The 26,011-nt window shown below is 64.2% G+C and carries 23 protein-coding genes and 1 pseudogene; 12 read left to right on the top strand and 12 right to left on the bottom strand.

The window, feature by feature from the left end:
- Window positions 1-6 precede the first annotated feature (6 nt).
- The 3 genes from AC097R_RS16385 to AC097R_RS16375 form a co-directional block, all read right to left on the bottom strand.
- A complete protein-coding gene (locus AC097R_RS16385; RefSeq protein ID WP_479599256.1) occupies window positions 7-1,110 on the bottom strand; it encodes an amino acid ABC transporter permease in 1,104 nt (367 codons plus the stop codon).
- Between the two features lie 9 nt (window positions 1,111-1,119).
- Window positions 1,120-2,295: an amino acid ABC transporter permease gene (locus AC097R_RS16380; protein WP_479599255.1), complete on the bottom strand. Its 1,176-nt coding sequence runs from the start codon at window positions 2,293-2,295 to the stop codon at window positions 1,120-1,122.
- Window positions 2,296-2,410: 115 nt separating this feature from the next.
- Window positions 2,411-3,445 (bottom strand): amino acid ABC transporter substrate-binding protein, encoded by a 1,035-nt coding sequence (locus AC097R_RS16375; RefSeq protein ID WP_479599254.1) that lies wholly within the window; start codon window positions 3,443-3,445, stop codon window positions 2,411-2,413.
- A gap of 357 nt (window positions 3,446-3,802) precedes the next feature.
- On the opposite strand from AC097R_RS16375, the gene AC097R_RS16370 reads away from it, so the two are divergent.
- The 4 genes from AC097R_RS16370 to AC097R_RS16355 are packed head-to-tail and all read left to right on the top strand — an operon-like array spanning window position 3,803 to window position 8,251.
- Window positions 3,803-5,494, top strand: coding sequence for a long-chain fatty acid--CoA ligase (locus tag AC097R_RS16370; RefSeq protein WP_479599253.1), 1,692 nt, complete (start codon window positions 3,803-3,805; stop codon window positions 5,492-5,494).
- A 17-nt stretch (window positions 5,495-5,511) separates the two neighbouring features.
- Window positions 5,512-6,540: a methionine synthase gene (locus AC097R_RS16365; protein ID WP_479599252.1), complete on the top strand. Its 1,029-nt coding sequence runs from the start codon at window positions 5,512-5,514 to the stop codon at window positions 6,538-6,540.
- Window positions 6,537-7,745 carry a serine hydrolase domain-containing protein gene (locus tag AC097R_RS16360; RefSeq protein WP_479599251.1) on the top strand — a complete coding sequence of 403 codons (1,209 nt, stop codon included), beginning with the start codon at window positions 6,537-6,539 and terminating at the stop codon, window positions 7,743-7,745. Before AC097R_RS16365 ends, AC097R_RS16360 begins: the two co-directional genes overlap by 4 nt.
- A gap of 14 nt (window positions 7,746-7,759) precedes the next feature.
- Window positions 7,760-8,251, top strand: a complete 492-nt coding sequence (locus AC097R_RS16355; protein ID WP_479599250.1) for a cupin domain-containing protein — start codon at window positions 7,760-7,762, stop codon at window positions 8,249-8,251.
- Window positions 8,252-8,329: 78 nt separating this feature from the next.
- On the opposite strand, the gene AC097R_RS16350 is transcribed toward AC097R_RS16355, so the two are convergent.
- The 3 genes and pseudogenes from AC097R_RS16350 to AC097R_RS16340 form a co-directional block, all read right to left on the bottom strand.
- Window positions 8,330-9,370: an NADP-dependent oxidoreductase gene (locus tag AC097R_RS16350; RefSeq protein ID WP_479599249.1), complete on the bottom strand. Its 1,041-nt coding sequence runs from the start codon at window positions 9,368-9,370 to the stop codon at window positions 8,330-8,332.
- Window positions 9,371-9,497: 127 nt separating this feature from the next.
- The gene (locus tag AC097R_RS16345) at window positions 9,498-10,055 is read right to left on the bottom strand and encodes a DUF1003 domain-containing protein (RefSeq protein ID WP_479599248.1); all 558 of its coding nucleotides are present in this window, start codon (window positions 10,053-10,055) and stop codon (window positions 9,498-9,500) included.
- A gap of 51 nt (window positions 10,056-10,106) precedes the next feature.
- Window positions 10,107-10,547: pseudogene (locus AC097R_RS16340) on the bottom strand (hemerythrin domain-containing protein); the annotation flags it as partial.
- Between the two features lie 140 nt (window positions 10,548-10,687).
- On the opposite strand from AC097R_RS16340, the gene AC097R_RS16335 reads away from it, so the two are divergent.
- Together AC097R_RS16335 and AC097R_RS16330 are read left to right on the top strand one after the other, a co-directional pair.
- Complete coding sequence (locus AC097R_RS16335; protein ID WP_479599247.1) at window positions 10,688-11,434, top strand: 2OG-Fe dioxygenase family protein; 747 nt, start codon at window positions 10,688-10,690, stop codon at window positions 11,432-11,434.
- A 4-nt stretch (window positions 11,435-11,438) separates the two neighbouring features.
- On the top strand, window positions 11,439-13,046 hold the full coding sequence (locus AC097R_RS16330) for a GGDEF domain-containing protein (protein ID WP_479599246.1): 1,608 nt from the start codon (window positions 11,439-11,441) through the stop codon (window positions 13,044-13,046).
- On the opposite strand, the gene AC097R_RS16325 is transcribed toward AC097R_RS16330, so the two are convergent.
- Window positions 13,043-14,272: an NAD(P)H-dependent flavin oxidoreductase gene (locus AC097R_RS16325; RefSeq protein ID WP_479599245.1), complete on the bottom strand. Its 1,230-nt coding sequence runs from the start codon at window positions 14,270-14,272 to the stop codon at window positions 13,043-13,045. The genes AC097R_RS16330 and AC097R_RS16325 overlap by 4 nt on opposite strands.
- A gap of 147 nt (window positions 14,273-14,419) precedes the next feature.
- Here AC097R_RS16325 and AC097R_RS16320 point away from each other — a divergent pair, with 147 nt between their 5' ends.
- Window positions 14,420-15,457: a GGDEF domain-containing protein gene (locus AC097R_RS16320; RefSeq protein WP_479599244.1), complete on the top strand. Its 1,038-nt coding sequence runs from the start codon at window positions 14,420-14,422 to the stop codon at window positions 15,455-15,457.
- 150 nt (window positions 15,458-15,607) lie between these two features.
- A complete protein-coding gene (gene ppk2, locus AC097R_RS16315) occupies window positions 15,608-16,456 on the top strand; it encodes a polyphosphate kinase 2 (RefSeq protein WP_479599563.1) in 849 nt (282 codons plus the stop codon).
- Here the strand turns inward: ppk2 and AC097R_RS16310 are convergent.
- Window positions 16,453-17,208, bottom strand: a complete 756-nt coding sequence (locus AC097R_RS16310; protein ID WP_479599243.1) for an SDR family NAD(P)-dependent oxidoreductase — start codon at window positions 17,206-17,208, stop codon at window positions 16,453-16,455. The two genes, ppk2 and AC097R_RS16310, sit on opposite strands and share 4 nt — an antisense overlap.
- Window positions 17,209-17,271: 63 nt before the next feature.
- Between AC097R_RS16310 and AC097R_RS16305 the strand changes: the two genes are divergently transcribed.
- Window positions 17,272-18,045 carry a substrate-binding periplasmic protein gene (locus AC097R_RS16305; protein WP_479599242.1) on the top strand — a complete coding sequence of 258 codons (774 nt, stop codon included), beginning with the start codon at window positions 17,272-17,274 and terminating at the stop codon, window positions 18,043-18,045.
- Between the two features lie 5 nt (window positions 18,046-18,050).
- Here the strand turns inward: AC097R_RS16305 and AC097R_RS16300 are convergent, their stop codons facing one another.
- The 4 genes from AC097R_RS16300 to AC097R_RS16285 form a co-directional block, all read right to left on the bottom strand.
- Window positions 18,051-19,073, bottom strand: coding sequence for a transporter (locus AC097R_RS16300; protein WP_479599241.1), 1,023 nt, complete (start codon window positions 19,071-19,073; stop codon window positions 18,051-18,053).
- 22 nt (window positions 19,074-19,095) lie between these two features.
- Complete coding sequence (locus tag AC097R_RS16295; protein WP_479599240.1) at window positions 19,096-19,893, bottom strand: NUDIX hydrolase; 798 nt, start codon at window positions 19,891-19,893, stop codon at window positions 19,096-19,098.
- A 115-nt stretch (window positions 19,894-20,008) separates the two neighbouring features.
- Complete coding sequence (recJ, locus tag AC097R_RS16290; protein WP_479599239.1) at window positions 20,009-21,718, bottom strand: single-stranded-DNA-specific exonuclease RecJ; 1,710 nt, start codon at window positions 21,716-21,718, stop codon at window positions 20,009-20,011.
- On the bottom strand, window positions 21,715-22,662 hold the full coding sequence (locus AC097R_RS16285) for a phosphoglycerate mutase (RefSeq protein WP_479599238.1): 948 nt from the start codon (window positions 22,660-22,662) through the stop codon (window positions 21,715-21,717). The genes recJ and AC097R_RS16285 overlap by 4 nt, the downstream gene beginning before the upstream one ends.
- 60 nt (window positions 22,663-22,722) lie before the next feature.
- On the opposite strand from AC097R_RS16285, the gene AC097R_RS16280 reads away from it, so the two are divergent.
- From AC097R_RS16280 to AC097R_RS16270, 3 genes are all read left to right on the top strand, one after another.
- Window positions 22,723-23,979, top strand: a complete 1,257-nt coding sequence (locus AC097R_RS16280; RefSeq protein WP_479599237.1) for a lipoprotein-releasing ABC transporter permease subunit — start codon at window positions 22,723-22,725, stop codon at window positions 23,977-23,979.
- Complete coding sequence (gene lolD / locus AC097R_RS16275; RefSeq protein WP_479599236.1) at window positions 23,972-24,649, top strand: lipoprotein-releasing ABC transporter ATP-binding protein LolD; 678 nt, start codon at window positions 23,972-23,974, stop codon at window positions 24,647-24,649. Before AC097R_RS16280 ends, lolD begins: the two co-directional genes overlap by 8 nt.
- Before the next feature lie 147 nt (window positions 24,650-24,796).
- Entirely contained in the window at window positions 24,797-25,996 is a 1,200-nt protein-coding gene (locus AC097R_RS16270; protein WP_479599235.1) for an ABC transporter substrate-binding protein, read from the top strand.
- The last annotated feature ends 15 nt before the right edge of the window (window positions 25,997-26,011 follow it).

The following is a 26,011-nucleotide window of genomic DNA, read 5'->3' as shown; positions in this document are numbered from 1 at the left end:
CGTTCCTTAGCGGAGTTTGCTTTTGTTCACTTGCTTTTCAATCCACAGGCTGTAGCGCGACATGGAGAAGCAAAAACCGAAATAAATCAGGGCGATGAACAGGTAGCCTTCGATCTTGAAGGGGCGCCAGTCCGCGTCCGAGTTCAGGGCCAGGCTCATGGAGCCGGTGAGCTCGTACAGGCTCACGATGGTCACCAGCGAGGTGTCCTTGAAGGTGGAGATGAAGTTGTTCATGATGCCGGGCACCACCATGGCCAGGGCCTGAGGCAGCACGATCTTGCGCTGGGTTTGCCAGTACGACAGGCCCAGCGTGGCTGCTGCTTCGATCTGCCCTTTGGGCAGGGACTGCAGGCCCCCGCGGACAACCTCGGCCATGTAGGCTGCGGCAAACAGGGTGATGCCAGCCAGCACCCGGATCAGCACGTCGATGTTGAAGCCCTGGGGCATCAGCAGCGGGAACATGAACGAGGCCATGAACAGCACCGAGATGAGCGGCACGCCACGGATCAGCTCCACATAGATCGTGCAAAAGCTGCGGATGGCGGGCAAGGTAGAGCGGCGACCCAGGGCGATCAGCAAGGCAATGGGAAACGCCATGGCCATGGACAGCGATGACAGCAACAGGGTCAGCGGCAGGCCGCCCCAGCGGTCGGTGTCCACGCGGCTCAGGCCCAGCACGCCGCCGTACATCACCACAAAGAAGAAGGCCAGCACCGCAATCCAGGCCAGACCCAGCCAGGCTTTCCAGAACGCGCGCATGCAGCTCACCACCAGCAGGCTCAAGAGCAACAGGGTGGAAATCAGGGGGCGCCACTGTTCCTCAAAGGGGTAGCGGCCGAAAATGATGATGCGGAATTTCTCCACCACCACGCCCCAGCAGGCGCCAGCGCCCTCGGCGTGGCAGGCATCAAAGTTCGGGACCCACACCGCGTGGACCAGGGCCCAGCTCAGGAGGCGCGGCAGCACGGTCAGCAGCACGGCGCCGATGATGAGGGTGCCCAGTGTGGTTTTCCAGTCGCCAAACAGGTTGGTGTGAATCCACGCGACCAGCCCTTCCGTTTTCACGGGAGCGGGGCGCGCGGCAATCGGTTGAAAAGTAGTTGCGCTCATGTGCGTCCCTTAGCGTTCTTTGATGGCTGAGCGGGTGTTGTACCAATTCATGCTGATCGAGGTGAACAGCGAGGTGCTCAGGTACACCAGCATGATGATGGCAATGCACTCCACGGCGCGCCCAGTCTGGTTGATCGCGGTGTTGGCGATGGACACCACATCGGGGTAACCAATGGCCACGGCCAGCGACGAGTTTTTGGTCAGGTTCAAAAACTGGTTGGTGACGGGCGGAATGATCACGCGCAGCGCTTGCGGCAGCATCACCAGGCGCATGGTCTGGCCACGGCTCAGGCCCAAGGCCCCAGCGGCCTCCGACTGGCCCAGTGCCACGGACTGGATACCGCCACGCACCACCTCGGATACAAAGGCCGCGGTGTAAATCGTCAGGCCCAGCAGCACCGAAAGGTACTCGGGCGTCAGCGCGCCACCGTTTTCAATGGCAAAGTCGCCCTGCACCGGCATGTTCAACGCAGTGGGCGCACCGCCCAGCAGCCAGCCCACAATGCCAGCGGCCACGACGATGGCCACCGGTACCCAGAACATGCTCTTGGGCGTGCCGGTTTTCTCGAATGCGCGGTAGGCGTAGCGGCGGTAGGCCCACGCCAGGCCCACGCCGGCCAACAGGCCCCAGGCGCCCCAGACATGGCCGGTGGCCCATTCGGGAATTGGAAAGTTCAGGCCGCCCTTGCTCAGAAAGAAGGGGCCGAGCACCAGGGGTTCATTGGATGCGGGCAGCACCTCGGTGAACATCAAGTACCACATCAGCAACTGCAGCAGCACCGGGATGTTGCGGAAAAATTCCACATACACCGTGCACAGGCCGCGGATCAGCGCGTTGCGCGAGAACCGGCCCACGCCGATCAGCGTGCCCAGAATGGTGGTGAGGATGATGCCCACCACGGCCACGCGCAAGGTGTTGACAAAGCCGACCAGGTAGGCGCGCCAGTAGGACTCGCCTGAGTCAAACGCAAACAGGCTCTCACCGATGTCGAAGCCGGCGGGGCTGGACAGGAAATCAAAGCCGCTCTGGATGCCGCGCAACTTCATGTTGGTGGTGGTGTTGTGGGCCAGGTACAGCACGGTGGCCAGTACCACCACGATGGCGATGATCTGGTACACCAAACCACGGAATGCCTGGCTGCGCCAGGACCATGATTTTTTGGGAGGAGAAGAGGGTGTGGACATATCAGCCCTTGTAGTCACGGAGAATTCGCTCAACCAGTTGAAAAGGGCAGCGCATGGTGACTGCGGCTGCCCTTTTGCGGTGCGAAACGCCGGTCACAGCGTCTCGCATGCCTGCTTAACGGACGGGAGGTGCGTATTGCACGCCACCCTTGTTCCACAGGTTGTTCAAACCGCGTGGCAGTTGCAGAGGCGACTTGGGGCCCACGTTGCGTTCGAAGATTTCACCGTAGTTGCCGGTGGTCTTCACCGCGCGTGCCAGCCATTCCTTGTCCAGGCCCAGCAGCTTGCCGGTGTCTTCGGTGGAGCCCAACAGGCGGCCCACCACGGGGTCCTTGCTGGTGGTCTTCAGGTCGTCAACGTTGGCGGCGGTTACACCGTACTCCTCGGCTTCCAGCAGACCGTAGATCACCCATTTCACAATGGTGGTCCACTCGTCATCACCGCGGCGCACCATGGGACCCAGAGGCTCTTTGGAGATGAGCTCGGGCAGGATGATGTGGTCAGCGGGGTTCTTCGCGACCTTGTTGCGGGTGGAGGCCAGGCCGGATGCGTCGGTGGTGTAAGCCACACAACGGCCAGCGAAGTACGCGCCTTCAGCGGCTTCCAGCTTTTCAAACACGATGGGTTTGATGCCCAGGCCGTTGGCCTTGGAGTAATCGGTCAGGTTCTTCTCTGTGGTGGTGCCGGACTGCACGCACACGGTCTGGCCCTTGAGCTGCTTGGCGCTCTTGAGCTTGCTCTTCACGGGCACCATGAAGCCCTGGCCGTCGTAGTAGGTCACGGCGGTTTGGGTCAGGCCCAGGGACGCATCACGGGTCAACGTGAACGTGGTGTTGCGCGACAGGATGTCGATTTCGCCAGACTGCAGCGCGGTAAAGCGGGCCTGTGCGTTCAGGGGAATGTATTTGACTTTTTCGCCATCGCCCAAAGTGGCTGCAGCCAGCGCGCGGCATACGTCCACGTCCAGGCCGGTCCACTTGCCGTTGGAGTCGGCTGCACCGAACCCCGCCAGGCCAGTGTTCACGCCGCAAACCACTTGGCCACGCGCTTTGATGGCGTCCAGTGTTTTGCCTGCGTGGGCGGGGGCTGCGATGACAGCACCCAGCGCAGCCACTACTGCGGCCAGGGTCTTCAGGTTTTTGATGCTCATATGTCATTTCTCCAAATAGATGAATCAGCAGGGTGCACCAGAGTGGTGTCCGCGCCCCGATTCTGCCGCTGAACTTTAGCGCTGCCCCCAGGGCAGGATCATCGGGGTTTACCATCGAGCGGCATGCAAAAAAGTAATAAGCTAATTCGTGCGTGCGCCGCTTGGTGTTCAGCTGCGTAAAGCAGAAAGCATGCCACTGGCTCTCGGTTTTGCCGGCGCGTACAGGGCTTTTGAGGCTTTCGTACAGACCTGCGGGCGCATGCTTTGACGGGCTTGGTCGCTGCGGTGACAGGCGCGGTTTTCAAGCCGTGCGGGTTCACGTATCGTGCATGCACAACAATACGGAGACACGGCACCATGAATCCCAGCGCGCACCACGCGGTGTGGCCCACGCGGCTACCCAAGCAGATCACCATTCCCGCCACGTCCCTGTGGGACAACCTGGCCACCAACGCGCGCCGCTATCCGGACAAAGCTGTACTCATTTTCTTCGGCCGCGTGGTGACCTACGCCGCGCTGGCGGCCCAGGCCGAACGCGTGGCGGCCTGGCTGCAGGCCCAGGGCGTGGCCAAGGGAGACCGCGTGCTGCTCAACATGCAAAACTGCCCGCAGCTGGTGGCAGCGCACTTTGGCATCCTGCGGGCCAATGCGGTGGTGGTTCCGGTCAACCCCATGAACCGGGCCGAAGAGCTCAAGCACTACATCACCGACCCCGACGTGCGGGTGGCCATCACCACCTCAGATTTGGCCCCTGAACTGGCCCGCGCCAGCGACGCCTTGCCTGAGGCCCAACGCCTGCAGCACCTGCTGGTCACCCATTTCACCGATGCCTTTGCCCCCGGCGCGGGGGACGACGCGCCGCCCGCAGCCTGGACCGACTGGTTGCTGACCCGCCATGCATTTCCTGCATTGGCCGGCGGGCAGGTGCATGCCTGGCAAGACATTCCCGAGGACGCCACGCCGCCCGCACTGCAAACCGGGTCTGCGGACCTGGCCCTGCTGCCGTACACCAGCGGCACCACCGGCCTGCCCAAGGGCTGTATGCACACCCACGCCAGCATCATGCACAACGCGGTGGCCAGTGGGTTGTGGGGCAATGCCAGTATGGAAACCGTCACGCTGATGGTGGTGCCCATGTTCCACATCACCGGCATGGTGAGCCTGATGCATGCCAACATCTATGTGGGTGCCACCATGGTGCTGATGCCGCGCTGGGACCGCGAGCTGGCCGGCCAGCTGATCTCGCGCTGGCAGGTCAGCAGCTGGACCAATATCCCCACCATGGTCATTGACCTCATGGGCAGCCCCAACTTTGCCACGTTCAATCTCTCCAGCTTGCTCTACATCGGCGGAGGCGGCGCCGCGATGCCGCAGGCCGTGGCCCAGCGCCTGCAGGAGCAATATGGCCTGCGCTATGCCGAGGGCTACGGCCTGACCGAAACCGCCGCGCCCAGCCACAGCAACCCGCCCGACCATCCCAAGCAACAGTGCCTGGGCATTCCCTTCATGGGGGTGGATGCGCGCGTGGTGGATCCTGAAACGCTGCAGGACCTGGCGGTGGGCGAGCAGGGCGAAATCGTGGTGCACGGGCCCCAGGTGTTCCAAGGGTATTGGAAGAACCCGGACGCCACGCGCGCCGTGTTCTTTGAGCGCGAGGGCAAACGCTTCTTCCGCACCGGTGACCTGGGCCATGTGGACGCCGATGGCTACTATTTCATCACCGACCGGCTCAAACGCATGATCAATGCCTCGGGCTTCAAGGTCTGGCCAGCCGAGGTGGAAGCGCTGATGTACCGCCACCCTGCGGTGCAAGAGGCCTGCATCATTTCCACGCAGGACAGCTACCGCGGCGAATCCGTCAAGGCTGTGGTGGTGCGCCGCGCCAGCCACGCCAGCACGACCGAGGAAGACATCATTGCCTGGTGCCGCGACACCATGGCGGTCTACAAAGTGCCGCGCGTGGTGCAGTTTGTCGATGCCCTACCCAAGAGCGGCGCGGGCAAGGTCATGTGGCGCCTGCTGCAAGACAATGAACGCCGCAACCCCTGACCCTGCAAGGAGCCCCCATGTTTGAAACCGCCATCGCCGGCAGCCTGCCCAAACCCTCTTGGCTCTCGGAGACCGAAAAGCTCTGGCCGCAATGGAAGCTGGCCGGCCCCGAGCTGCAGCAAGCCAAGGCCGATGCCACGCTACTGTGGATCAAGGCGCAAGAGGACGCGGGGCTGGACGTAGTGGGTGACGGCGAGCAAAGCCGTCAGCACTTTGTGCACGGCTTTCTGGAGCAGGTGGAGGGCATCGACTTTGAGAACAAGGTCACCATGGGCATCCGCAACAACCGCTACGACGCCCAGGTGCCCCAGGTGATTGCCGCGCTGCGCCTGAAGGGCCGCGTGCATGCCTTTGAAGCACAGCTGGCGCGCGCCCACACCAAGAAGAAACTCAAATTCACCTTGCCCGGTCCGCTGACGATTGTGGACACCGTGGCGGATCGTTTTTATGGCGACCGCAAGACCATGGCCTTCGCCTTTGCTGAGCTGTTGAACCAGGAAGCGCTGGCACTGCAGGCCGATGGCGTGGACATTATCCAGTTCGATGAGCCGGCTTTCAACGTCTACATGCAGGACGCGGCGGACTGGGGTGTGCAGGCGCTGGAAATTGCGGCACGTGGCCTGACCTGCACCACGGCCGTGCACATTTGCTACGGCTATGGCATCAAGGCCAACACGGATTGGAAAGAGACGCTGGGCGGTGAATGGCGCCAGTACGCGCAGGTGTTCCCCGCGCTGGCCGCCAGTAGCATCCAGCAGGTGAGCCTGGAGTGCTACCACTCCCACGTGCCGCCGGACCTGATGGCGTTGCTGAAGGACAAGGATGTGATGGTGGGCGTGATCGATGTGGCCAGCGACGTGATCGAGACCCCCGAGCAGGTGGCAGACACGATTGGCATCGCGCTGCAGCACGTGCCACGCCACCGCATTTTTCCCTGCACCAACTGCGGTCTGGCCCCCATGAGCCGTGAGGTGGCGGTGAAGAAGCTCGAAGCCCTGGCACAAGGCGCTGCGCTCGCTCGCCAGCGCTACGGGGCGGGTGCATGAACGCCAGCGTGCCCCTGGCCGTGGCTGCGGCGGAGAGCGTCGGTTTTTCATCAGAACGCACCGAGTATCTTGTGCAGGTGCTGGAGCGCGAGGTGGCCAAGGCGCGCCTGCCCGGCGCAGTAGCGCTGATCGCCCGCCACGGCCAGTTGGTGCTGCACCGTGCGGTGGGCCAGCAAAACCCGGCGGACGGCGCGCCAATGGCGCTGGATAGCATCTTCCGTATCTATTCCATGACCAAGCCGCTGGTGTCCGTGGCGGTGATGCAGCTGATGGAGCGCGGGCAGTTGCTGCTGAGCGACCCGGTGGCGCAGCATCTGCCCGAGTTTGCGCATGTGCCGGTGGCCACGCAGGTGAATGCAGAGACGGTGCTGCAGCCGCCCAAGACCCAGCCCACGGTGCAAGACCTGCTCCGCCACACCTCGGGCCTGACGTACGAGATTTTGGGCAACGACCCGATCCAGGTGCAGTACGCCCAGGCGCGCCTGGGTTCGCGTGAGCACACCAACACCCAGTTTGCCCAGGCGCTGGCCCAGATTTCCTACCGCTTTGAGCCCGGCACCGTGTGGGAGTACAGCCGCGCCACTGACCTGCTCGGCGCGCTGGTGGAGCGTGTCACTGGCCAAACCTTGGGTGCCTATTTGCAGCAACACATTCTGGGCCCGCTGGGCATGGTGGACACCGCCTTTGTGGTGCCGCCCGCGCAGCACCACCGCATTGCCGAGCCGTTTGCGGAAGACCCGGACGGTGGCGTGCCGCTGCGCCTGATGGACATTCGCAAGGCCGCACCCATGGAGGCCGGCGGTGCCGGACTGGCCTCTACTGCCGCAGACTACGCGCGCTTTCTGCAGTGTTTGTTGTCGGGTGGCGCAACGCCGGATGGCCAGCGCCTCCTGAGTCCGTCCACAGTGCGCACCATGACGGCGGACCACCTGGGCGCCATCGAACCCTACCGCGCAGGCCGCTCCGGCGAGTTGCTGCCGCCCGGCCATGGCTTTGGCCTGGGCTTTGCCGTGCGCACCCACGAAGGGCTGGCCTCCATGGCGGGTAGCAAAGGCTTGTACTACTGGGGCGGTATTGCAGGCACCACCTTCTTTGTAGACCCTGCCAAGGACTTCTTCGCCATCATGATGGTCCAGGCGCCCAACCAGCGCGACTACTACCGGCCGCTGTTTCGCAATCTGGTTTACGCTGCGCTGCTGGACTGAACAGGAACACCGCCATGGGCCACGATCACCCCCACGACCATCCCCCGACCGACTGGAAGCACGATGGCGTGCGCGTGGTGCCCGGCAACCAGCTCGATGGCAATGTGCCATCCACCCCCGGCATGGACCGCAAGGCCGCGATCAACTTTGCCCGCGTGGGCGCGCAAAAGCTGTGGGCCGGCACGGTCACCATCCACGCCAATGCCAAGACCGGCGCCCACCACCACGGGCCGCTGGAAAGCGTGATCTATGTGGTCAAGGGCCGCGCCCGGATGCGCTGGGGCGCGCAGCTGGAGTTCACCGCCGAGGCTGGCCCCGGTGACTTCATCTATGTACCGCCCTATGTGCCGCACCAGGAAATCAATGCCAGTGTGACCGAGGTGCTGGAGTGCGTGCTGTGCCGCAGCGATGGCCAGGCGGTGGCGGTGAATCTGGATATTGAGCCGGTAGAGAAACCGGAGAGCGTGCTGTGGGTCGATCCAACCCATCCACACGGCGGGGTTTAGAGGGTTTTTGGCCTCTAGCCCCCGTGGAATATGCGCGAACAGCTACTAAAATCGCAGCAACCCGCGCGACCCTGAGTCTTAGCCCTTGGCCACTTCCAGCACCAGCTTGCCGAAGTTCTCGCCGTTGAACAGCTTCAGCAGCGTGTCGGGGAAGGTGTTCAGGCCCACCACCACGTCTTCCTTGCTCTTCATGCGGCCATCCTTCAAGTAACCGGCCATCTCAGCCACTGCCAGGTGATAGCGGTCGGCGTAGTCAAACACCACGATGCCTTCCATACGAGCACGGTTGACCAGCAGGCTGAGATAGTTCTTCGGGCCCTGCACGGCGGTTGTGTTGTTGTATTGGCTGATCGCACCGCAGATGATGATGCGCGCGCCGCGCGTGATCTTGGCCAGCACGTCGTCCAGAATCTCGCCGCCCACGTTGTCAAAGTAAATATCCACGCCCTTGGGGCAATGTTCCTTCAGGCCGGCGCGCACGGCGCCGGGGCCGGCCTTGTAGTCGATGCAGGCGTCAAAACCCAGCTCCTTGACCACCCAGTCGCACTTGGCGGCGCCGCCGGCAATACCCACCACGCGGCAGCCCTTGATCTTGGCCATTTGGCCCACGGTCTGGCCCACGGCGCCCGCCGCGCCGGACACCACGACGGTCTCGCCCGCCTTGGGCAGGCCCACATCCATCAGGCCAAAGTAGCCGGTCATGCCCGGCATGCCCAGCACATTGAGCCACTGCGTGGGTGTGCCCACGCGCAGGTCAATCTTGAACAGGCCGTTGCGCTTCATCTCATCCGCTGCGATGGTGATGTACTCCTGCACGCCAAAGGTGGCGCTCACATGGTCGCCCACGGCGTACTTGTCGTTCTTGCTGGCCACCACCACGCCCACGCCGCCGGCGCGCATCACTTCGCCAATGCCCACGGGCGGGATGTAGCTCTTGCCTTCGTTCATCCAGCCACGCATGGCCGGGTCCAAGCTCAGCGCCAGCGTCTTCAAGGTCACGCCTCCCTCAGCGGGTTCGGCCACGGGTTCGGTGGTGTGGCTCCAGTTGGTGGCATTGGGCATGCCCACGGGGCGGGCAGCCAGGCGGATTTGGTGGTTCACTAGGTGGGCGAGGGACATGGGATGCTCCGTAAAAAAGGCCGAAGTAGGGGGCGGCAACCTGGGAGCTGCCAACCGAGCTGCGCATGGTAGCCCCGGGCGGGGCTTGGGCGGGTAGCCAACGTGACAAACCCGTGGCTGCCGGTACTCAGGGCGCGCGCGCGGTCAGGGCCTGCACCTGGGCGGTCAAATCCCGTACCGCCTGGGTCAGGGCCAGCAGCTCCTGGTCCTTGAGCAGGTCCATTTTTTCGTGCAGCAGCTCGATTTCCAGCTCCGCCTTCACGTTGATCTCGTAGTCGGTCTCGGCGTGGCGGCGGTCCAGCTCGCTTTGGCGGTTCTGGCTCATCATGATGGCTGGCGCGGTATACGCCGCCTGAAACGACAGCAGCAGGTTCAACAGGATGAAGGGGTAGGGGTCCCACGCGCCATGGCCGGTCAGCACGTTGCCTGTCATCCAGACCACGATGGCCGTGCTCTGGATCATGATGAAGCGCCAAGAGCCAATGGTGGACGCTACGCCGTCGGCCAGTCGCTGGCCCCGGGTGGGTGCTGGCGCCTCAAAGTGCTCGGCAACCGGGCTCAGTGGCGCGGTCTGCTTGTGCCGGTGGGCCCGGCGGTGTGCGCGCAGAGCGTGCAGCTGGCGTTGCTCTTCCAGGGCAAGGACGTGTGCAGGCGGAATAGTGGGGGTTGAAGAGGGGGCGGTCATGCAGGGCTTCCAAAGCAGGGGGAAGGCTGCAGTGTGCTCTTCCTATGCGTCGATCGCGCCTGTGGTCAGGTCATACCCTGCGCAGCGCAGGTGCAGCGCCAGTGAAGCGTCCATGCTCTGCGCATGCTGGGGGAACCAGGCGCCCAGCTCATGCGCCATCTGGCGCACCACATCCAGGTCGCCCGCATGGCCACGGACCTCTCCCTCGCGCATGACCTGCAAGACGACCTTGTGCTGCGTGGCGTGGCAGTTGTTGGGGGCAAAGCCGGTGTCTCGCATCCACTGGTCTTCGCGGTCAAAGTGGTCCTGTGTGTGCGCAATCAGTGCGACCCAACGGGCCAGCAACAGCGCGTTGGGCGCTTGTACGACCTCGGCCAGCAGCGCCACAAACGCCTGGTGGGTGGCGTCCATCAGCGGCATGTCCAACGACAGGGCATCGCTCCACTGCAGGGGGGCGGGGGCGAACGGGGTGGGGGTCAGGGTGGCGGTCATGGGGCACTCTCAGAAAGGGTGTTCCAGAGTAGCCCGCCATTGGCCTTGCAGCCTTGACCCACATCAGGCCGCGTGCACTCTTCTGGGTTGATAATGCCTCGCAGCTGAATCCCGCAGCGTGTGCTGCGCTTGTTGCCACCATGACCATTTCCTTTTCGCCACCCGCCATTGCCGATCTCCATGCGCTGGATGCCACGCTGCTAAGCCAAGGCTACGCAGTGCTGGCCGCGGAGCAGGTGGGTACGTTGGCCGGGCTGGGCTTGCCGGCCCTGCTGGCCTGGCGCCCCCTGTGGGCCGATCTACCCCCTGATGCCTACCTGCGCGACGGCGGCCGCTATCGGCGCCGGCGCCATGCCTGCTTTGTGGTGGACGGTGCCGCCGTGACCCTGGCCCCCCACCGCCCGCATTGGCAGCCCGTGGCCTACAACGCCTTGCACGGCGGCATGCAGCGCCACTTTGAGCCCATGCAGCCCGCCCTGGTGGGCCAGCCCGACTGGCAACAGTTGCTGGCCTGGCTGGGCCAGGTCGCGTCTGCGCTGAAGGGGCCGCACACCTGGTATGTCGAGGCACACCAGTTCCGCATTGACACCACCGACGGCATTGGCCGCCCCACGCCCGAAGGCGCGCACCGCGACGGTGTGGACCTGGTGGCTGTGTTTTTGGTGGACCGCGAAGGCATCAAGGGCGGTGAGACCCGCGTGTTCGACGCAGCGGGCCCCAACGGCCAACGTTTCACGCTGACGCAGCCCTGGTCCTTGTTATTGCTGGACGATGCGCGCGTGATCCACGAGTCCACGCCCATCCAGCCAGAGGCTGCAGGCGGCCACCGCGACACGCTGGTGGTGACCTTGCGCAGCGGCGGTTTCCAGGGCGACGCGGAGCGCTAAGCCCATGATGTCCTGTTCCCCCGAAGAGCTGCAGAAGAAAAGCCAGGAGCTGCTGGCCAAGTGGCAAACCTGCCAGGCCCAGCCTGGGTTTGACGGGCTGGTGGAGTTTGCCGTCACCGTCTCCAGCCTGACCGAGTTTTTGGAGGCGCGCGGCCTGTCAGGCTTGCACCAGAGCGCCCACGCGCTGGAGCAAAAAGTGCTCTCGCAGTTTGACCAAACCTCGGGCACCACCCTGGGCACCGAGGCCCTGCAGGCTCTGAGCCAGCAGGTGCAGGAGTTCCTGGACCGGGCCCACGCTTTTGCACGCGGCCAGACCGCGCCCGCGGAAGAGCGGCGCAACCAGCCCGAGTCGCCGCAGACCGCTGCTTTGGTGCCCGTGCACAAGGTGGCGTTTGTCACCACCCAGCCTGCCCCCTGGAAAGACCTGGTCGCCCAGGTGTGCTACTTCAATGTGCAGGTCGAGGTCTTCGCAGCAGTGCAGGCGCTGCCGGCCACGCCCGAGCCCTCCATCGTGCTGGTGGATGCCGTGGGGCTGGCGCTGGCCGATTTCGTGGCCCGGGTGCAGACCTTGCGCGGCCAGTTCTCGGCCAGCACCATCATGGGCCTGAATCTGGGCAGCGATTTCGAGAGCTTGCAGCATGCGCTGGGCGCCGGTTGCGACGCCTGCTTTGCCGAAGGCACGCAGCACGCGGCCATCATCGCGCGCATCATCAAACTCTGCGGCAACGAGGAAGAGCCGCCCTACCGCGTGCTGGTGGTGGAAGATTCCAAAACTGCGGGCGCCCTGATCCGACGCACCCTGTCGGAGAGCGGCATGGAGTCGCTGGCCATCACGCGTCCGCAAGAGGTGCTGACCGCGCTGGCCCAGTTCCAGCCGGACTTGGTGCTGATGGACATGTACATGCCCGGTTGCACCGGCGTAGAGGTGACACGTGTGATCCGCCAGCATGCCGAGTTCTTGTCCACGCCCGTGGTCTACCTGTCGGGCGACAGCAATGTGGCGCTGCAGGTCGATGCCTTGCGCCTAGGCGGTGACCACTTCCTCACCAAACCCTTCAACCCCGTGATCCTGAATGCGGTGGTGAAAAGCAAAATCGACCGCTACCGCACGCTGCGCCGCACCATGCTGCACGACAGCCTGACCGGGTTGTTCAACCACACCACCTCCAAGCAGCATCTGCAAACCGCCATCAACGCCGCGCGCCAGCAGGGCAGCCAGCTGTGCGTGGCGATGATCGACATCGACCACTTCAAGGCCGTGAACGACACGTATGGCCACCCCATGGGCGACCAGGTGATTCGCAATGTGGCCTGGTTGCTCAAGCAGCGCGTGCGCAAGACCGATTCGGTGGGGCGTTACGGGGGCGAAGAGTTTGTGGTGTTGCTACCGGGCTCGAACGCCGAGCAGGCGCATGCGGTGCTGGACCGCATCCGCGTGGACTTCTCCCACATCCGCCAACCGGTGGAGGACGGCTGGTTTTCCTGCACATTCTCAGGCGGCATTGCGCAGTGGAATGCCGATCTGGACTCCGAGGTGCTGCTCAAGCGCGCCGACGAAGCCCTGTACCTGGCCAAGCGGGCCGGTCGTAACCAGGTGTCGATGGGCGCTTAGCAGGCTGTTGCCAGGGCCGCGCCGGGGGTCAGCAGCCGCTGCACCAGCTCACGCACGGTCTTGATCTGGTTGCCAAAGGGCAGTTCACCTGCGCCGCGGAAAAACAAGCCTTTTTTGGTGTCGCCGCGCAGCGCTGCGGCCAGCTGGTTGTCAATGCAAAACTGGCCCCAACCCGGCAAGCCATCGCGCAAGCCGCACTGGGCCAGGCAGTCAAAGCTTTTGGTGCAACGTGTTTTCACATGGGCCACGGCCTGTAGCTTGGATTCGATTTTCAGGTACGCGCGCAGCCAGGGCGTGGCCACAGCCCGTGCAGGCAGCCCGGCCACGCTGGTGAATTCCACCATGTCCTCGGGGCGCGCCTCGGCCAGCACGCGTTTGAACTCAGCATGGGCGTCGCTCTCTTCGGTCACCGCAAACGCGGTGCCCAGTTGCACGGCGTCGGCCCCTAGTGCCTGCAGGCGCGCAATGTCTTCAAAACTGCGAATGCCGCCGGCCACGATAAGTGGAATATGCTGTTCGTAACCCGCTTCCTTGAAGAACTGGCGCACCTGCGGCACGACGTTCTCAAAGTCAAACCGCGGGTCCTGCAAGTCTGCAATTTTGGCTGCGCCCAGATGGCCACCGGCCAGGCGCGGGTGTTCGATGACGATGGCGTCCGGCAGGCGCTTTTTCCGCTCCCATTTTTTCACCAACAGCTGCACGCCGCGCGCGTCAGACAGGATAGGGATGAGCGCCGCTTTGGGGTGGTCCTGGGCCAGGTCTGGCAGGTCCAGTGGCAGGCCTGCACCCACCACCACGGCGTCAATACCGCACTCCAGCGCTCGCCGCACGTTGGCGGCGTACTCGCTCACAGCCCGCATCACGTTAATGGCCAGCAGGCCTCGTCCGCCCGTGCGCGCCCGCGCCGCTGCGATTTCGCGGCCTATGGCCTCCAGGTTGGCCTGGTTGATACCCGCCTTGGCCGCATCCCCCGGCGCCAGTTCGCGGGTCTGGTCCATCAGGTCAGGGTGGTGCCGCCGCAGGTCCACGCTGGAGAGCGTGCCCACCCCGCCCAGCGCCGCCACACTGCCCGCCAGCCGGTTGCCCGAGATCCCAATTCCCATGCCGCCCTGCACGATGGGCAGCAGCGTGCGCCCCGCCAAGCGCAGCGATTGCAGGCCGCTTTGGCGCAGCCAACTGCTGGAATCGGAGGGTAAATACGGGAATTCGTTACTTGCGTGGATCATGGGGTGCTCTAAGATGGCGGTGTTGTTAGCGGGTCACACAGCTTAGGGCGCGACCGCACACAGTGCTTTGAGATGCGTCAAGTTGGCCAACAATCGGGGGTTGGGCTCCGTTCAGTACAAAAAAATAGAAATAGGTAGACATTAAGAATGAATGCACTTGTGCAAAGTCTGGCGAAGATGAGCGGTCTGCGTGACCGCGATGCGCTCGACTTCGCCTTGGTGCAACTGGTGCTGGAATGCAGCCAGGGCGCGGTGCAATCGGCCTGCATGGTCCGCGTGGTGGGCGAGGGTGATGACCGCCGTTGCCTGACTCTGGCGCGGCTGGAGATTGGCCAGCACGAGCCCGTGCGGGACGTGGTCTGGACCGACTGGACTCTGCTCCCCCATGTGACCGACTACCCCATGCGCCAGCAGGCGCTGGAGCGTGTGCGGGCCGTGCACTCCAAGGGTGCGCCGTTTACTGGCGTGTTGCCGCTACCAGGCGTGCCAGGTGCCGCGGCACTGCTGGAGATCACGTCGGCCGAGCCCTTGAGCGCCCACACACTGGATTTGGTGCAGGGCGTGTTGCAAACCTACAACAATCTCTTGGGCCTTCTGGACTACGGCGAAAAAGACGCGCTGACCGAGCTGCTGAACCGCAAGACCTTTGACGGCGCATTTTTCAAGGCCACGGCGGACCACCGAACCGAAGACAACAACCAGGGCCCGGACCGCCGCGCCTCGTCGCCTGACGAGGGCGTGTGGCTGGCCGTGCTGGACATCGACCACTTCAAGCGTGTGAACGACAACTTTGGCCACCTCATTGGTGACGAAGTGTTACTGCTGTTGGCGCGGCTGATGCGGGCAAGTTTCCGCTTTCACGACCAGCTGTACCGCTTTGGTGGCGAAGAGTTTGTGATCCTCATGCGCTGCGATAGCGTGGAGCATGCCCATGCCGCGCTGGAGCGCCTGCGCCTGCGCGTGCAGGAATATGCGTTCCCGCAAGTGGGCACCATCACGGTCAGCATTGGCTGCTCGGTGCTGCTGCCCAACGACACGCCCAGTGGCGCGTTTGGCCGCGCCGACAAGGCGGTCTACCACGCCAAAGAGCATGGCCGCAACCAGGTCTGCAACTACCAGGAGCTGGTGGCCTCAGGCCTGATCGTGGAACAAGCCGCCGAGAACATGGACGTAGACCTGTTCTAGTCCCGCGCCTGCCCGCCGCGGCCGGGATGTCATACTTTTTTCACACAGCTGACACACGATGTGCCTAGTCTTGGAGGGTAAACACCCGCCCATTCAGGAGTAGCCGTGAGTTCCAGTGAAGACGAATTGATCCGCCGTATCCAGAGCGACATGCTGGACAGCTACGACGAAGAGCTGGAGATGGAGCTGGACGACGGTTCTCCGCGCGACCTGAGTGCCGACGCCCGCGTGGCGCGCCGTACCTACTTCAAAGAGCTGTTCCGCATGCAGGGTGAGCTCGTCAAGCTGCAGGACTGGGTGGTGAAGACCGGCCACAAGGTGGTGGTGATTTTTGAGGGGCGCGACGCGGCCGGCAAGGGTGGCGCCATCAAGCGCATCACCCAGCGGCTGAACCCCCGCGTCTGCCGTGTGGCAGCACTGCCCGCGCCCAACGACCGCGAACGCACGCAGTGGTACTTCCAGCGCTATGTGTCACACCTGCCAGCAGCGGGTGAGATCGTGCTGTTTGACCGCAGTTGGTACAACCGCGCGGGTGTGGAGCGCGTCATGGGCTTTTGCAATGACGAACAGTACGAGGAGTTCTTTCGCACCGTGCCCGAATTCGAGAAGATGCTGGCGCGCTCGGGCATTCAGGTCATCAAATACTGGTTTTCGATTTCGGACGAAGAACAGCACACGCGCTTTCTGGGCCGTATCCACGACCCATTGAAGCAGTGGAAGCTCAGCCCCATGGACCTGGAGTCACGCGCCCGCTGGGAAGACTACACGCGGGCCAAAGAGGTGATGCTGGCGCGCACCCACATCCCCGAAGCGCCGTGGTGGGTGGTGCAAGCCGTGGACAAGAAAAAGGCACGCCTCAACTGCATCCACCATCTGCTGCAGCAAATGCCGTACGAGGAAACCGAGCACCCACCTGTGGTGCTGCCCCCGCGTGTGCGCCATGACGACTACGAGCGCCAACCGGTACCGCAGAACATCCTCGTCCCCGAGATTTACTAGCCACGCACGTCCGCCACCGGCTGGCTGCCAAAGTCACTGCGCGCCAGGTAGGCCAACACGCGCTGTGCGGCTTTAGTAGGGCTGGTCAGTTGTCCCTGGTTGTGCAGGCCGTCAAAGCTGCTGCGGTCGGGAAACTGCGTGGCATCGGCGCTGCGCAGTTGCCGCTGCATGTCGGTGTCAATCACACCGGGCGCAAGCGAGCACACCTTGGCGCCGTTGGCCTGTAGCGCTTCGTCCAGCGCCAGGCAGCGCGTGAAGTGGTCCATGCCAGCCTTGGCCGCGCAGTAGGCAGCCTGCGAGGCCATGGCGCGCCGGCCTAGCCCCGACGAAATATTCAGCACCTTGCGGGGCAGTTGCCAATTGCGCGTGGCATCCAGAAAGGCCGCAGTGAGCTGCATGGGCGCCTCCAGCCCCACCCGCAGCGCCTGCGCCAAGTCCGCCGCATCGGCGTCGCGCAGCGGCACCAGCGCGGGGATGACGCCTGCGTTGTTGATTAGCGTGGCGCTGGCCAGCGCGGCGGGGTCTTGCTGCGCCAGCCAGGTCCCCAGTTGCGTCGCCACTGGGGCGCCATCGTTCAGGTCCACTGGCCACTGCAGCAGTGTGGCGCCAACGCGCAGGGCCTGTTCGGTCAGGGCAGTGCTGGTGTGGCGGGAGATGCAAAGCAGCAAGGCATCGGGTGCCAGCAGCTGTTGGGCCATGGCCAGACCCATGCCACGGGAGGCGCCGGTCAGGATGGTGAGGTGGTGTTGCATGGGCGGCGTAAATCAAGCGGATTGAGAGGTGCACTTTAGCGTGACCAGCGTAATATGGGCCTCATGTACATTTCCGCGCGCCGATGCCTGTATGCCCTGTTGGTCACCTTGGTGGCCGCCTGCGTGATGCCCTGGGCGCTGGCCGCCACCAGTACGGTGCGCATCGGCATTGGCGAGTACCCGCCGTTCAAAGTGGAGTCCGAGTTGGGCGGTGGTCCCCTCACCGAGATCGTGCTGGAGTCCTTCAAGGCCAAAAACATCAACGCCTCTGTGGACTGGGTGCCCAACAACCGCGCTATTGCGGGCGTGATGGCGGGGCATTACGACGGCAGCTTCGGTTGGGCCCATAGCGCTGAGCGCGATGAGGCGCTGCTGTTCTCCAGCAAACCCATCTACACCTACCGCATGGTGTTTGTGCAGCGTGTGGGTGAGCGGTTGGACTGGGCTTCGCTGGCCGATTTGGGCAAGCTGCGCATTGGCGTGACGCGAGGCAACTTTTATTCGCAGCCCTTTGCCGACCTGGTGGCCCAGGGTGCGCTGGCGGTGGACGAGGCGAGTGACGACATTGGCAACCTGAAGAAGCTGTTGCGTAAGCGCGTGGACCTGTTCCCGCTGGAAGAGTCGGTGGCGCGCTACCTGATTGCCACCAAGCTGGACGCTGGCGAGGCGCCGCAGCTGGTGGTGCAGGAGAAGTCGTTCTGGACCGTTCCAATCCACTTCGTGGTGTCCAAAAAAATCCCCAATGCGCAGGAACTGATGGACGCCTTTGACGCGGGCTACCGTGAGCTGCAGCGCACCAAACGCATTGAGGTGTTGGAGCGCAAGCTGCGCAAGTAGTGCGCCTAGTCCCGCTGCTTGCGCAGCGCAAACCAGCCGGCGACCGCGGTGAAGCTGACGATGATGGCCACCACGATCCAGAAGCCGTGCGGGTGGTCGGCCCAGGGAATGCCGCCCACATTCATGCCCAGCAAGCCCGCAATGATGTTGATGGGCAAGGCCAGCACGGTCACGATGGTCAGCACGAACAGGCTGCGGTTATTCGCCTCGGCCACCTGGCCGGCCACTTCTTCCTGCAAAGACTTGATGCGCTCCTGCAGGGCCGCCATGTCGCTCAGCGCCACGGTGAATTCTTCGGTGGACTGTCGCAGGTCCTGCAGATCTTCCTCGCCAATCCAGGCGGGCGGTTTGTGCAGCAGGCGAAACAAGGCGGCGGGCTCAGGCGCCAGCAGACGCTGCAGACGCACCAGCAGGCGGCGCAAGCTGCCCAGGCCGGCGCGCTTGGTGTTCAGTCGCCCGGCCAGCAGCTGGTCTTCAATGGTATCCACGCGGGTCGTGGTGTTGCGCACGATGGACACCAGCACGTCGCCTTGGTCATGCATCAGATGCACTAGCAGGGCCACCGAGGATGCGAGCTGTGTGCCGCGCCGCACGGCATCGCGTAGCCGGTCGATGGAGCGCAGGGGCTGTAGGCGTGCGCTCACCACCAACCTGGGCCCGACAGACAGCCAGAGGGTGGAGATGTCGGCGGGCTCAAATGCAAAGTCATAGTGCACGTCGTTCACCACTGCGACCAGCATTTCGTCGTCCAGCTCCACGCGGGTAGAGCGAGACCCGTCTTTGAGCGATTCGTAAAACAGATCTGACAGCTGCAAATGGCTTTGCATCCACTGCGCAGTGGCGGCCTGCGACAGATTGAAATGCAGCCAGACAAAGCCCTCCTGAGGGCCCGTACCTTCGTGGGCATTCAGCCACTGCAGGGCCTGCTCGGTGTCTACGGGAATGCCTTGGCCCTGGGCACCGAACTGGAAGCCGTAAATCAGTCCGGAAGAATCTGCGCCGTACGTAGAAGGAGAGAGTGTGCTCATGGTGTGTCGCTCGGTGCGTTGGCTATAGAAGTCCCAAGCCTTGCGCGAGCGAGGCGATGGCGTCAGCAGTAAATTCTCCCCGTTGTACCCTGTGCAGCACCTCACTCGGTGTCAGGCACAAAAATTCTTGCACCTCACCGTCCTGGTTGCGTGGTACCACGTCCGCTGACAATGTGAGGTTGAAAACCAACAGAGTTTCGTCGTGCCAGCCTTCTTTTTCAGGGCGTGCGGTGCGGCGCGCGCCCGCATTCACTAGCGCGGTGGTGCCCAGGTGCAGGCCAGCTTCCTCCTGCAATTCCCGCAGGGCGCAGCCCAGCACGGTTTCCCCAGCAGGCAGGCCGCCTGCGGTCACGTTGTCCAGCAGGCCCGGGTCAGTGGCCTTGTTGGCAGCGCGGCGGCCGCACCACAGCTGTCCATCTGGGTTAAAGCCATTGATGTGCACCGCATGGCTCATCAGCCCCAGGTAGCGAAATCCGGCGCGCTCTGCGCTGAAGAAAGGCGCATGGTCCAGCGAGGGGGCGCTGCAGCCGTTATGCCAAAACGCAAATGCTTCGCCGCGCCAGCCAGGCAGCAGGCCTTGCGCATGGTCGCGCTCCAGCAGACCTTGCAGTGCGGTGCTGCGCTGGTCGCTGCTCCAGGAATCGCAGTCCCAGACCAGGTGCTCGTGTCCCCAGCGGCAGCCCGCCAGTTGTGCTGATATCTGGTGTGCCCGTGCTGCGTGCAGCCAGCCCAGGTGCCGGGACGGGGTACGCCACGCGGTCCAGCCAGCGGGCGGCGTGTGTTCGCAGAGCTGCTGCGTCAAAACGTCACGCTCGGCCACACTGAGTTGCGCCAGAAATGCAGCGGACCCGGAGGGCAGGGGAGAGGTGGTAGTCAGGGTCAGCCGCCGTGGTGGAGAGGGACGACCATGGTACCCAAGGCCTGTGACAGGCAGCTTAAATCTCCGCTCCCTCCACCAAGAACCGCACACGCCGCACGCCGTTCCATTCGTCCGCATTCAGCCGGAAGGCCAGCGTGACTTTGGCGGGTAACGGGTCCGTGTGGCCGAACCAGATGCCGTCCACGGGCTGGCCCTGGTGCTTGAGTTTGAGTGCCAGGTGTTTTTCTCCCACTAGGCGCTGGGACACCACTTCCACCTCTTCGCTGAAGGTGGGTGCGGCAAAACCCTGGCCCCAGACCTCTTTGTGCAGCGTGTCCACCAGGTCCACGCGGCGGTACTCGGGGGCCAGGGGGCCGTCGGTTTCCAGACGGCGGGTTAGCGTAGCGGCGTCCAGCCATTCCTGGGCCACTTCGTTGAGGCCGTTCTCGAAGTCGTCAAAAAACTCTTCAGCGACCGTGCAGCCTGCCGCCATGGCGTGACCGCCAAAGCGCAGGATGACGCCGGGGTAGCGCTTGGCCACCAGGTCCAGCGCGTCACGCAGGTGAAAGCCGGGAATGCTGCGGCCCGAGCCCTTGAGTTCGTGCTCCTTGCCTTCGGCCGCGCTGGCGGCAAACACAAAGGTGGGGCGGTGCAGCTTGTCCTTGATGCGGCTGGCCACGATGCCGACCACGCCTTCGTGGAAGTCGGGGTCGAACACGCAGATGGCAGGCGGCGGCTCGTCGCCTTCATCAAACAGGCTCTCGGCAATCATCATGGCCTGCTCGCGCATGTCCCCTTCAATCTCGCGGCGCTCGCGGTTGATGCCATCTAGCGCTTTGGCCAGCTCGTCGGCACGGCCCGGGTCGTCGGTCAGTAGGCATTCGATGCCGAGCGTCATATCCGATAGGCGGCCCGCGGCGTTGATGCGCGGGCCCAGGGCAAAGCCAAAGTCAAACGTGGTGGCGACTTCGGCCTTGCGTCCGGCTGCTATAAAAAGGCTAGCTAGTCCCGCAGGCATGGCAAGGGCTCGCACCCGTTTTAACCCTTGAGCGACGAGGCGGCGGTTGTTCGCGTCCAGCTTCACCACATCAGCCACGGTGCCCAGCGCCACCAGGGGCAGCAGGGCATCCAGCTTGGGCTGGGTGGCGGCGTCGAACACGCCGCGCTTGCGCAGCTCGCCGCGCAGCGCCAGCAGCGTGTAAAACATCACGCCCACGCCAGCGATGGACTTGCTCTCAAACGTGCAGCCGGGTTGGTTGGGGTTGACGATCACGTCGGCGTTGGGCAACTCGGCGGCGGGCAAGTGGTGATCAGTGACCAGCACCTGCAGGCCCAGGGCCTTGGCGCGCGCCACGCCGTCCACGCTGGCGATGCCGTTGTCCACGGTGATGAGCACATCGGCGCCGGACTTCTTCACGCGCTCGCTGATCGGTGCGGTCAAGCCGTAGCCGTCTACCACGCGGTCGGGTACCAGGTAGTCCACGTGGTGGGCGCCCAGCAAGCGCAGCCCGCGTACAGCCACGGCGCAGGCGGTGGCGCCATCGCAGTCGTAGTCGGCCACGATGCAGAGCTTCAGGTTCTGCGCGATGGCATCGGCCAGCAGCACCGCCGCGCGGTCCACACCCAGCAGGGTGGCGGGGGGCAGCAGCTTGGCCAGTGCGTCGTCCAGTTCATCGGGGCTGTGCACGCCGCGGGCGGCGTACAGGCGGGCCAGCAGCGGGTGCACGCCGGCTTGCTCTAGTGCCCAGACCGAGCGGGGGGGGATGTCGCGGGGGACGATGTTCATAGCGTGAGCAGTAATTCTTGCGGTGGGGGCGCGGTGAAACGGCGCTGCAGGCGGTTCCACCAGGCCGTGTTTTTGAGTTCAAACGTGGGCGCCAGGCGCTCGCCACACAGCGTGAGCTGCAGGGGCTGGCCAGCCTTGGCACGCTGCAGCAGTGTTGCAATGAGCGTGCTGTCCAGCGTGTGCCAGGCTTTGAGCCATTGGTAGGCATCGTCGCGCAGCGCAGCGGCTTCCAGCGCCTGCACCATGTCCATGCGCACTTCGGGCGCCAGGGGCGTGTGGGCGGGCAGGCGGCCGGTCCCGCTGATCCAGAAGGAGTTGACCGTGGGCTGGCCCTGGGCGCTGCGGGCGTCGTTCACCGGGTGGGTGTAGAGCAGCATCTGCATCTCGTTTTGCAGGCGGCGCAGGCCCTGGGCCTCGGGTTGGCGTGGCATCCAGTTGTCCACCTGGGTGCCGCAGGCGCGTGCCAGCGACGCGGTCGGCAGGTCGGTGAACACCGCGCCTTGCGCCAACCAGGTGCTGCTGGACAGCGCGTGCAGGCTGATGCCGTCTTCGGCAAAGTAGGGCTGCATGGTGGCGCGCAGCGCGTCCGACGCATGGGCGCCCAGCGCCAGCGTGTCGGGGTGGTCCATGGCCACGTGGTCGGCGTTGATCTGCCAATGGCAGGGCGTGATCCAGGCCCAGCCCATGGTGCCATGCGCTTTGGTCAGGCCCAGATGCTCGGCATCCAGCGCTGCCCAGGGCACCAAGCCGTCCGCACCCTGCAGGCCCATGCTCTTGGCGCGCACGCGCTCGTGCAGCGGCGTGAGCGACTCCACCGAACCCAGCAGGGGCGGTGTGGGGTCCAGCAGGCTGATGAGCTCGCCCAGGTTGGGAAGGTTCAGTTGCGCTATGGCGGCCTGGCACTGGGGGCCAGCCGGGGCCGCATGGGGAATAACGGTGTGCATGGCAGGATTGTCCCGCATGGATGCCACAATCCGGCCACCCCTGCACTTTGACACTGATTAATGCAACTGCCCTACGAGCTCACCATTGGCTGGCGCTACACGCGTGCCGGCCGTGCCACCCGGCGCAATGGTTTCATTTCCTTCATCTCGGGCGTGTCCATGCTGGGCATTGCACTGGGCGTGGCGGCCCTGATCATCGTACTGAGCGTGATGAACGGGTTTCAGAAAGAAGTGCGCGACCGCATGCTGGGCGTGGTGTCGCACATCGAGGTCTATGCTGCAGGCGGCGTGGCCCTGCCCGATGTGAACCAGACGTTGGCCCAGGCCAAGGCCAACCCCCAAGTGATTGGCGCTGCGCCTTTCATCGCCGCGCAAGCCCTGGTGGCGCGTGGTGAAGAAATGAAGGGCGCCTTGGTGCGTGGCATCGACCCCGCGCTGGAGCCCCAGGTGTCCGACGTAGCCACCGGCGCGCAGGGCGCCGTGCTGGCCCAACTGGTGCCGGGCGAGTTTGGTGTGGTGCTGGGCGGCGAGTTGGCGCGCAGCATGGGCGTCATCAAGGGCGACAAGATCACGCTGGTGGCGCCCAGCGGCCAGGTCACTCCGGCGGGCGTGGTGCCACGCCTCAAGCAGATGACAGTGGTGGGCACGTTTGATTCGGGGCACTATGAATATGACTCAGCCCTGGTGTTTGTGCACTGGGAAGACGCTGCCAAGATCTTTCGCCTGGAAGGCCCCACGGGCGTGCGCCTCAAGCTCAAAGACCTGCACCAGGCGCGTGAGGTGGCCGAGGAACTCAGCCACACCATGACCGGTGACCTGCTGCTGCGCGACTGGACGCGCCAAAACCGCACCTGGTTTGCCGCGGTGCAGGTGGAAAAACGCATGATGTTCATCATCCTCACGCTCATCGTGGCGGTGGCGGCGTTCAACCTGGTCAGCACGTTGGTGATGACGGTGACCGACAAGCGTGCTGACATTGCCATCCTGCGCACGTTAGGTGCCAGCCCGCGCAGCATCATGGGCATCTTTGTGGTGCAGGGCGCCATGGTGGGCGTCATCGGCACGCTGGCCGGGCTATTGCTGGGGCTGGGTGTGGCGTTCAATATTGATGTCATCGTGCCCGCGCTGGAACACGCGCTGGGCGCCAGCTTTTTGCCCAAGGACATTTACCTGATCAGCCGCATGCCCAGTGAGCCGCAGCAAAGCGACATCGTGCCGATCGCGGTGATCGCCCTCATCATGGCCTTCGTCGCCACCCTGTACCCCAGCTGGCGTGCCAGCCAGGTGAACCCTGCCGAGGCCCTGCGTTATGAGTGATGTGTTGTTACAAGCCACGGGCCTGACCAAGCGCTTCCAGGAAGGCCGCCTCGATGTCACCGTGTTGCATGGGGTGGATCTGCAAGTGCGCCGCGGCGAGACGCTGGCCATCGTGGGGGCCTCGGGCTCTGGCAAGAGCACCTTGCTGCATCTGCTGGGTGGGCTGGATGCGCCCAGCGCCGGCAGCGTAACGTTGTGCGGCCAGCCGCTGGCGGGCTTGGATGCCGCAGCCCAAGGCCGTTTGCGCAACAAGCACCTGGGCTTTGTCTACCAGTTTCACCACTTGTTGCCCGAGTTCAGTGCGCTCGACAACGTCGCCATGCCATTAACCATTCGGCGTGTAGCCCCCGTGGAATGTGCGGCAGCAGCTACAAAAATGCTAGCGATGGTGGGGCTGGAGCACCGCCTGCACCACCGCCCGGCCGAGCTCTCGGGTGGCGAGCGACAGCGCGTGGCCATTGCCCGTGCGCTGGTGACCAACCCCGACTGCGTGCTGGCCGACGAGCCCACGGGCAACCTGGACCGCAGCACGGCAGACGGCGTGTTCGACCTGATGCTGGCACTGGCACGCGACCAGGGCACGGCCTTTGTGCTGGTGACCCACGACGCCACGCTGGCTGCACGCTGCAGCCGCCAGTTGCAGCTGGTGTCGGGGCGCTTCGCGCCCTAGTGCGCTCCACCGCGCTTGCGCGGTGGGTGCGTGGCTTGCGGTTTGCTGACGGTGCCGGTTCCATGCCCGCCGTTCAAGGGTTCCCGCGGATGGTGCAAGGGAAGGGCGCGTCCTAAGCTGGGCGCATCCAATTCTCTGAGAGTCACTATGAACCGTCGTTGGTCTTGCTGGGTGGGCTTGTTGCTGGGCGTAGCCCTGTCGTGCGGCGTGGCCGCCCAAGAGGTGAAGCCGCTGCGCATCGGGCTCATTGGTCCGTTCACTGGCCCTTCGGCCGACTTTGGCCTGCCCATGCTCAATGGCGCCAAGCTCGCGGTGGATGAAATCAACGCGGCGGGCGGCTACCTGGGCCGGCCGCTGGAGCTGGTGATCAGGGATGACACCGCCAATGCTGACGTGGGCTTGCAGCAATCCCAAGAGGTGTTGAAAGAAGGCGTGGTCGGCACCATCGGGTTTTGCAACACCGGGGTGGCCATGAAGTCGCTGGAAACCTTCCAGGCTGCCAAGGCCCCGCTCATTGTTCCCTGCGCCACCGGCACCCCCATCACGGCCAAGTACCCAGCGCCCGAGAGCTACATCTTCCGCACTTCGGCGCGCGATGGTATCCAGGCGCCGTTCGTGGTGGACGACATCGTCTCGCGCGGGTGGACCAAGGTCGCCATCTTTGCTGACAAGACGCCCTATGGCGAAGGCGGCATGAACGACGTGGTGAAGGCCCTGGCCGCCAAAAACCTGCAGCCCGTCTTTGTCGCGCGCTTTGACCTGGGTGTGAAGGATTTGCAGACCGAGCTCAAGGCCGCGCAGGCCGCCGGCGCCAACGTGGTGTTCAGCTACACCGTGGGGCCCGAGAACGCCGTCATCGCCAAGGGCCGCCAAGCCCTGAAATGGGCCGTGCCCCAGGTGGGCGCCTGGCCGCTGTCCTTCCCCTTTTTCATTGACGGCGCCAAGGATGCGGCCGAGGGCGCGCTGATGGCGCAGACCTTCATTGCCGAGCCCAGCAACGAGCGGCGCATCTCCTTCCTGAGCGCCTACGCGCGCAAGTTCAACACCAAGAAGATCACCGTGCCCATGGCTGCGGCGCAGGCCTACGACACGGTGTACCTCCTGACCTACGCCATCCTGTCCATCCGCGACGGCAATCTTTCCGGCCCGTCGGTCAAGGCCGCGCTGGAGACCATGCCGCGCGTCTACTACGGGGTCACTGCCACGCACGAGCGCCCCTTCAGCAAAGAGGACAAAGACGCCATCACCAGCAATATGCTGGTCATGGGCATGGTGAAGAATGGCTTGGTGACCTTTGCCTACCCCGAAGACCGCACGCGCAACCTGTTTGTGCAGCGCAAACGCTAGGCCCCACAGAGGCCC

The organism is Rhodoferax sp. ZS1R25 (genome assembly GCF_056521335.1).
The sequence above is the reverse complement of the archived record's forward strand: the minus strand, read 5'-3'. Positions and strand labels throughout refer to the sequence as shown.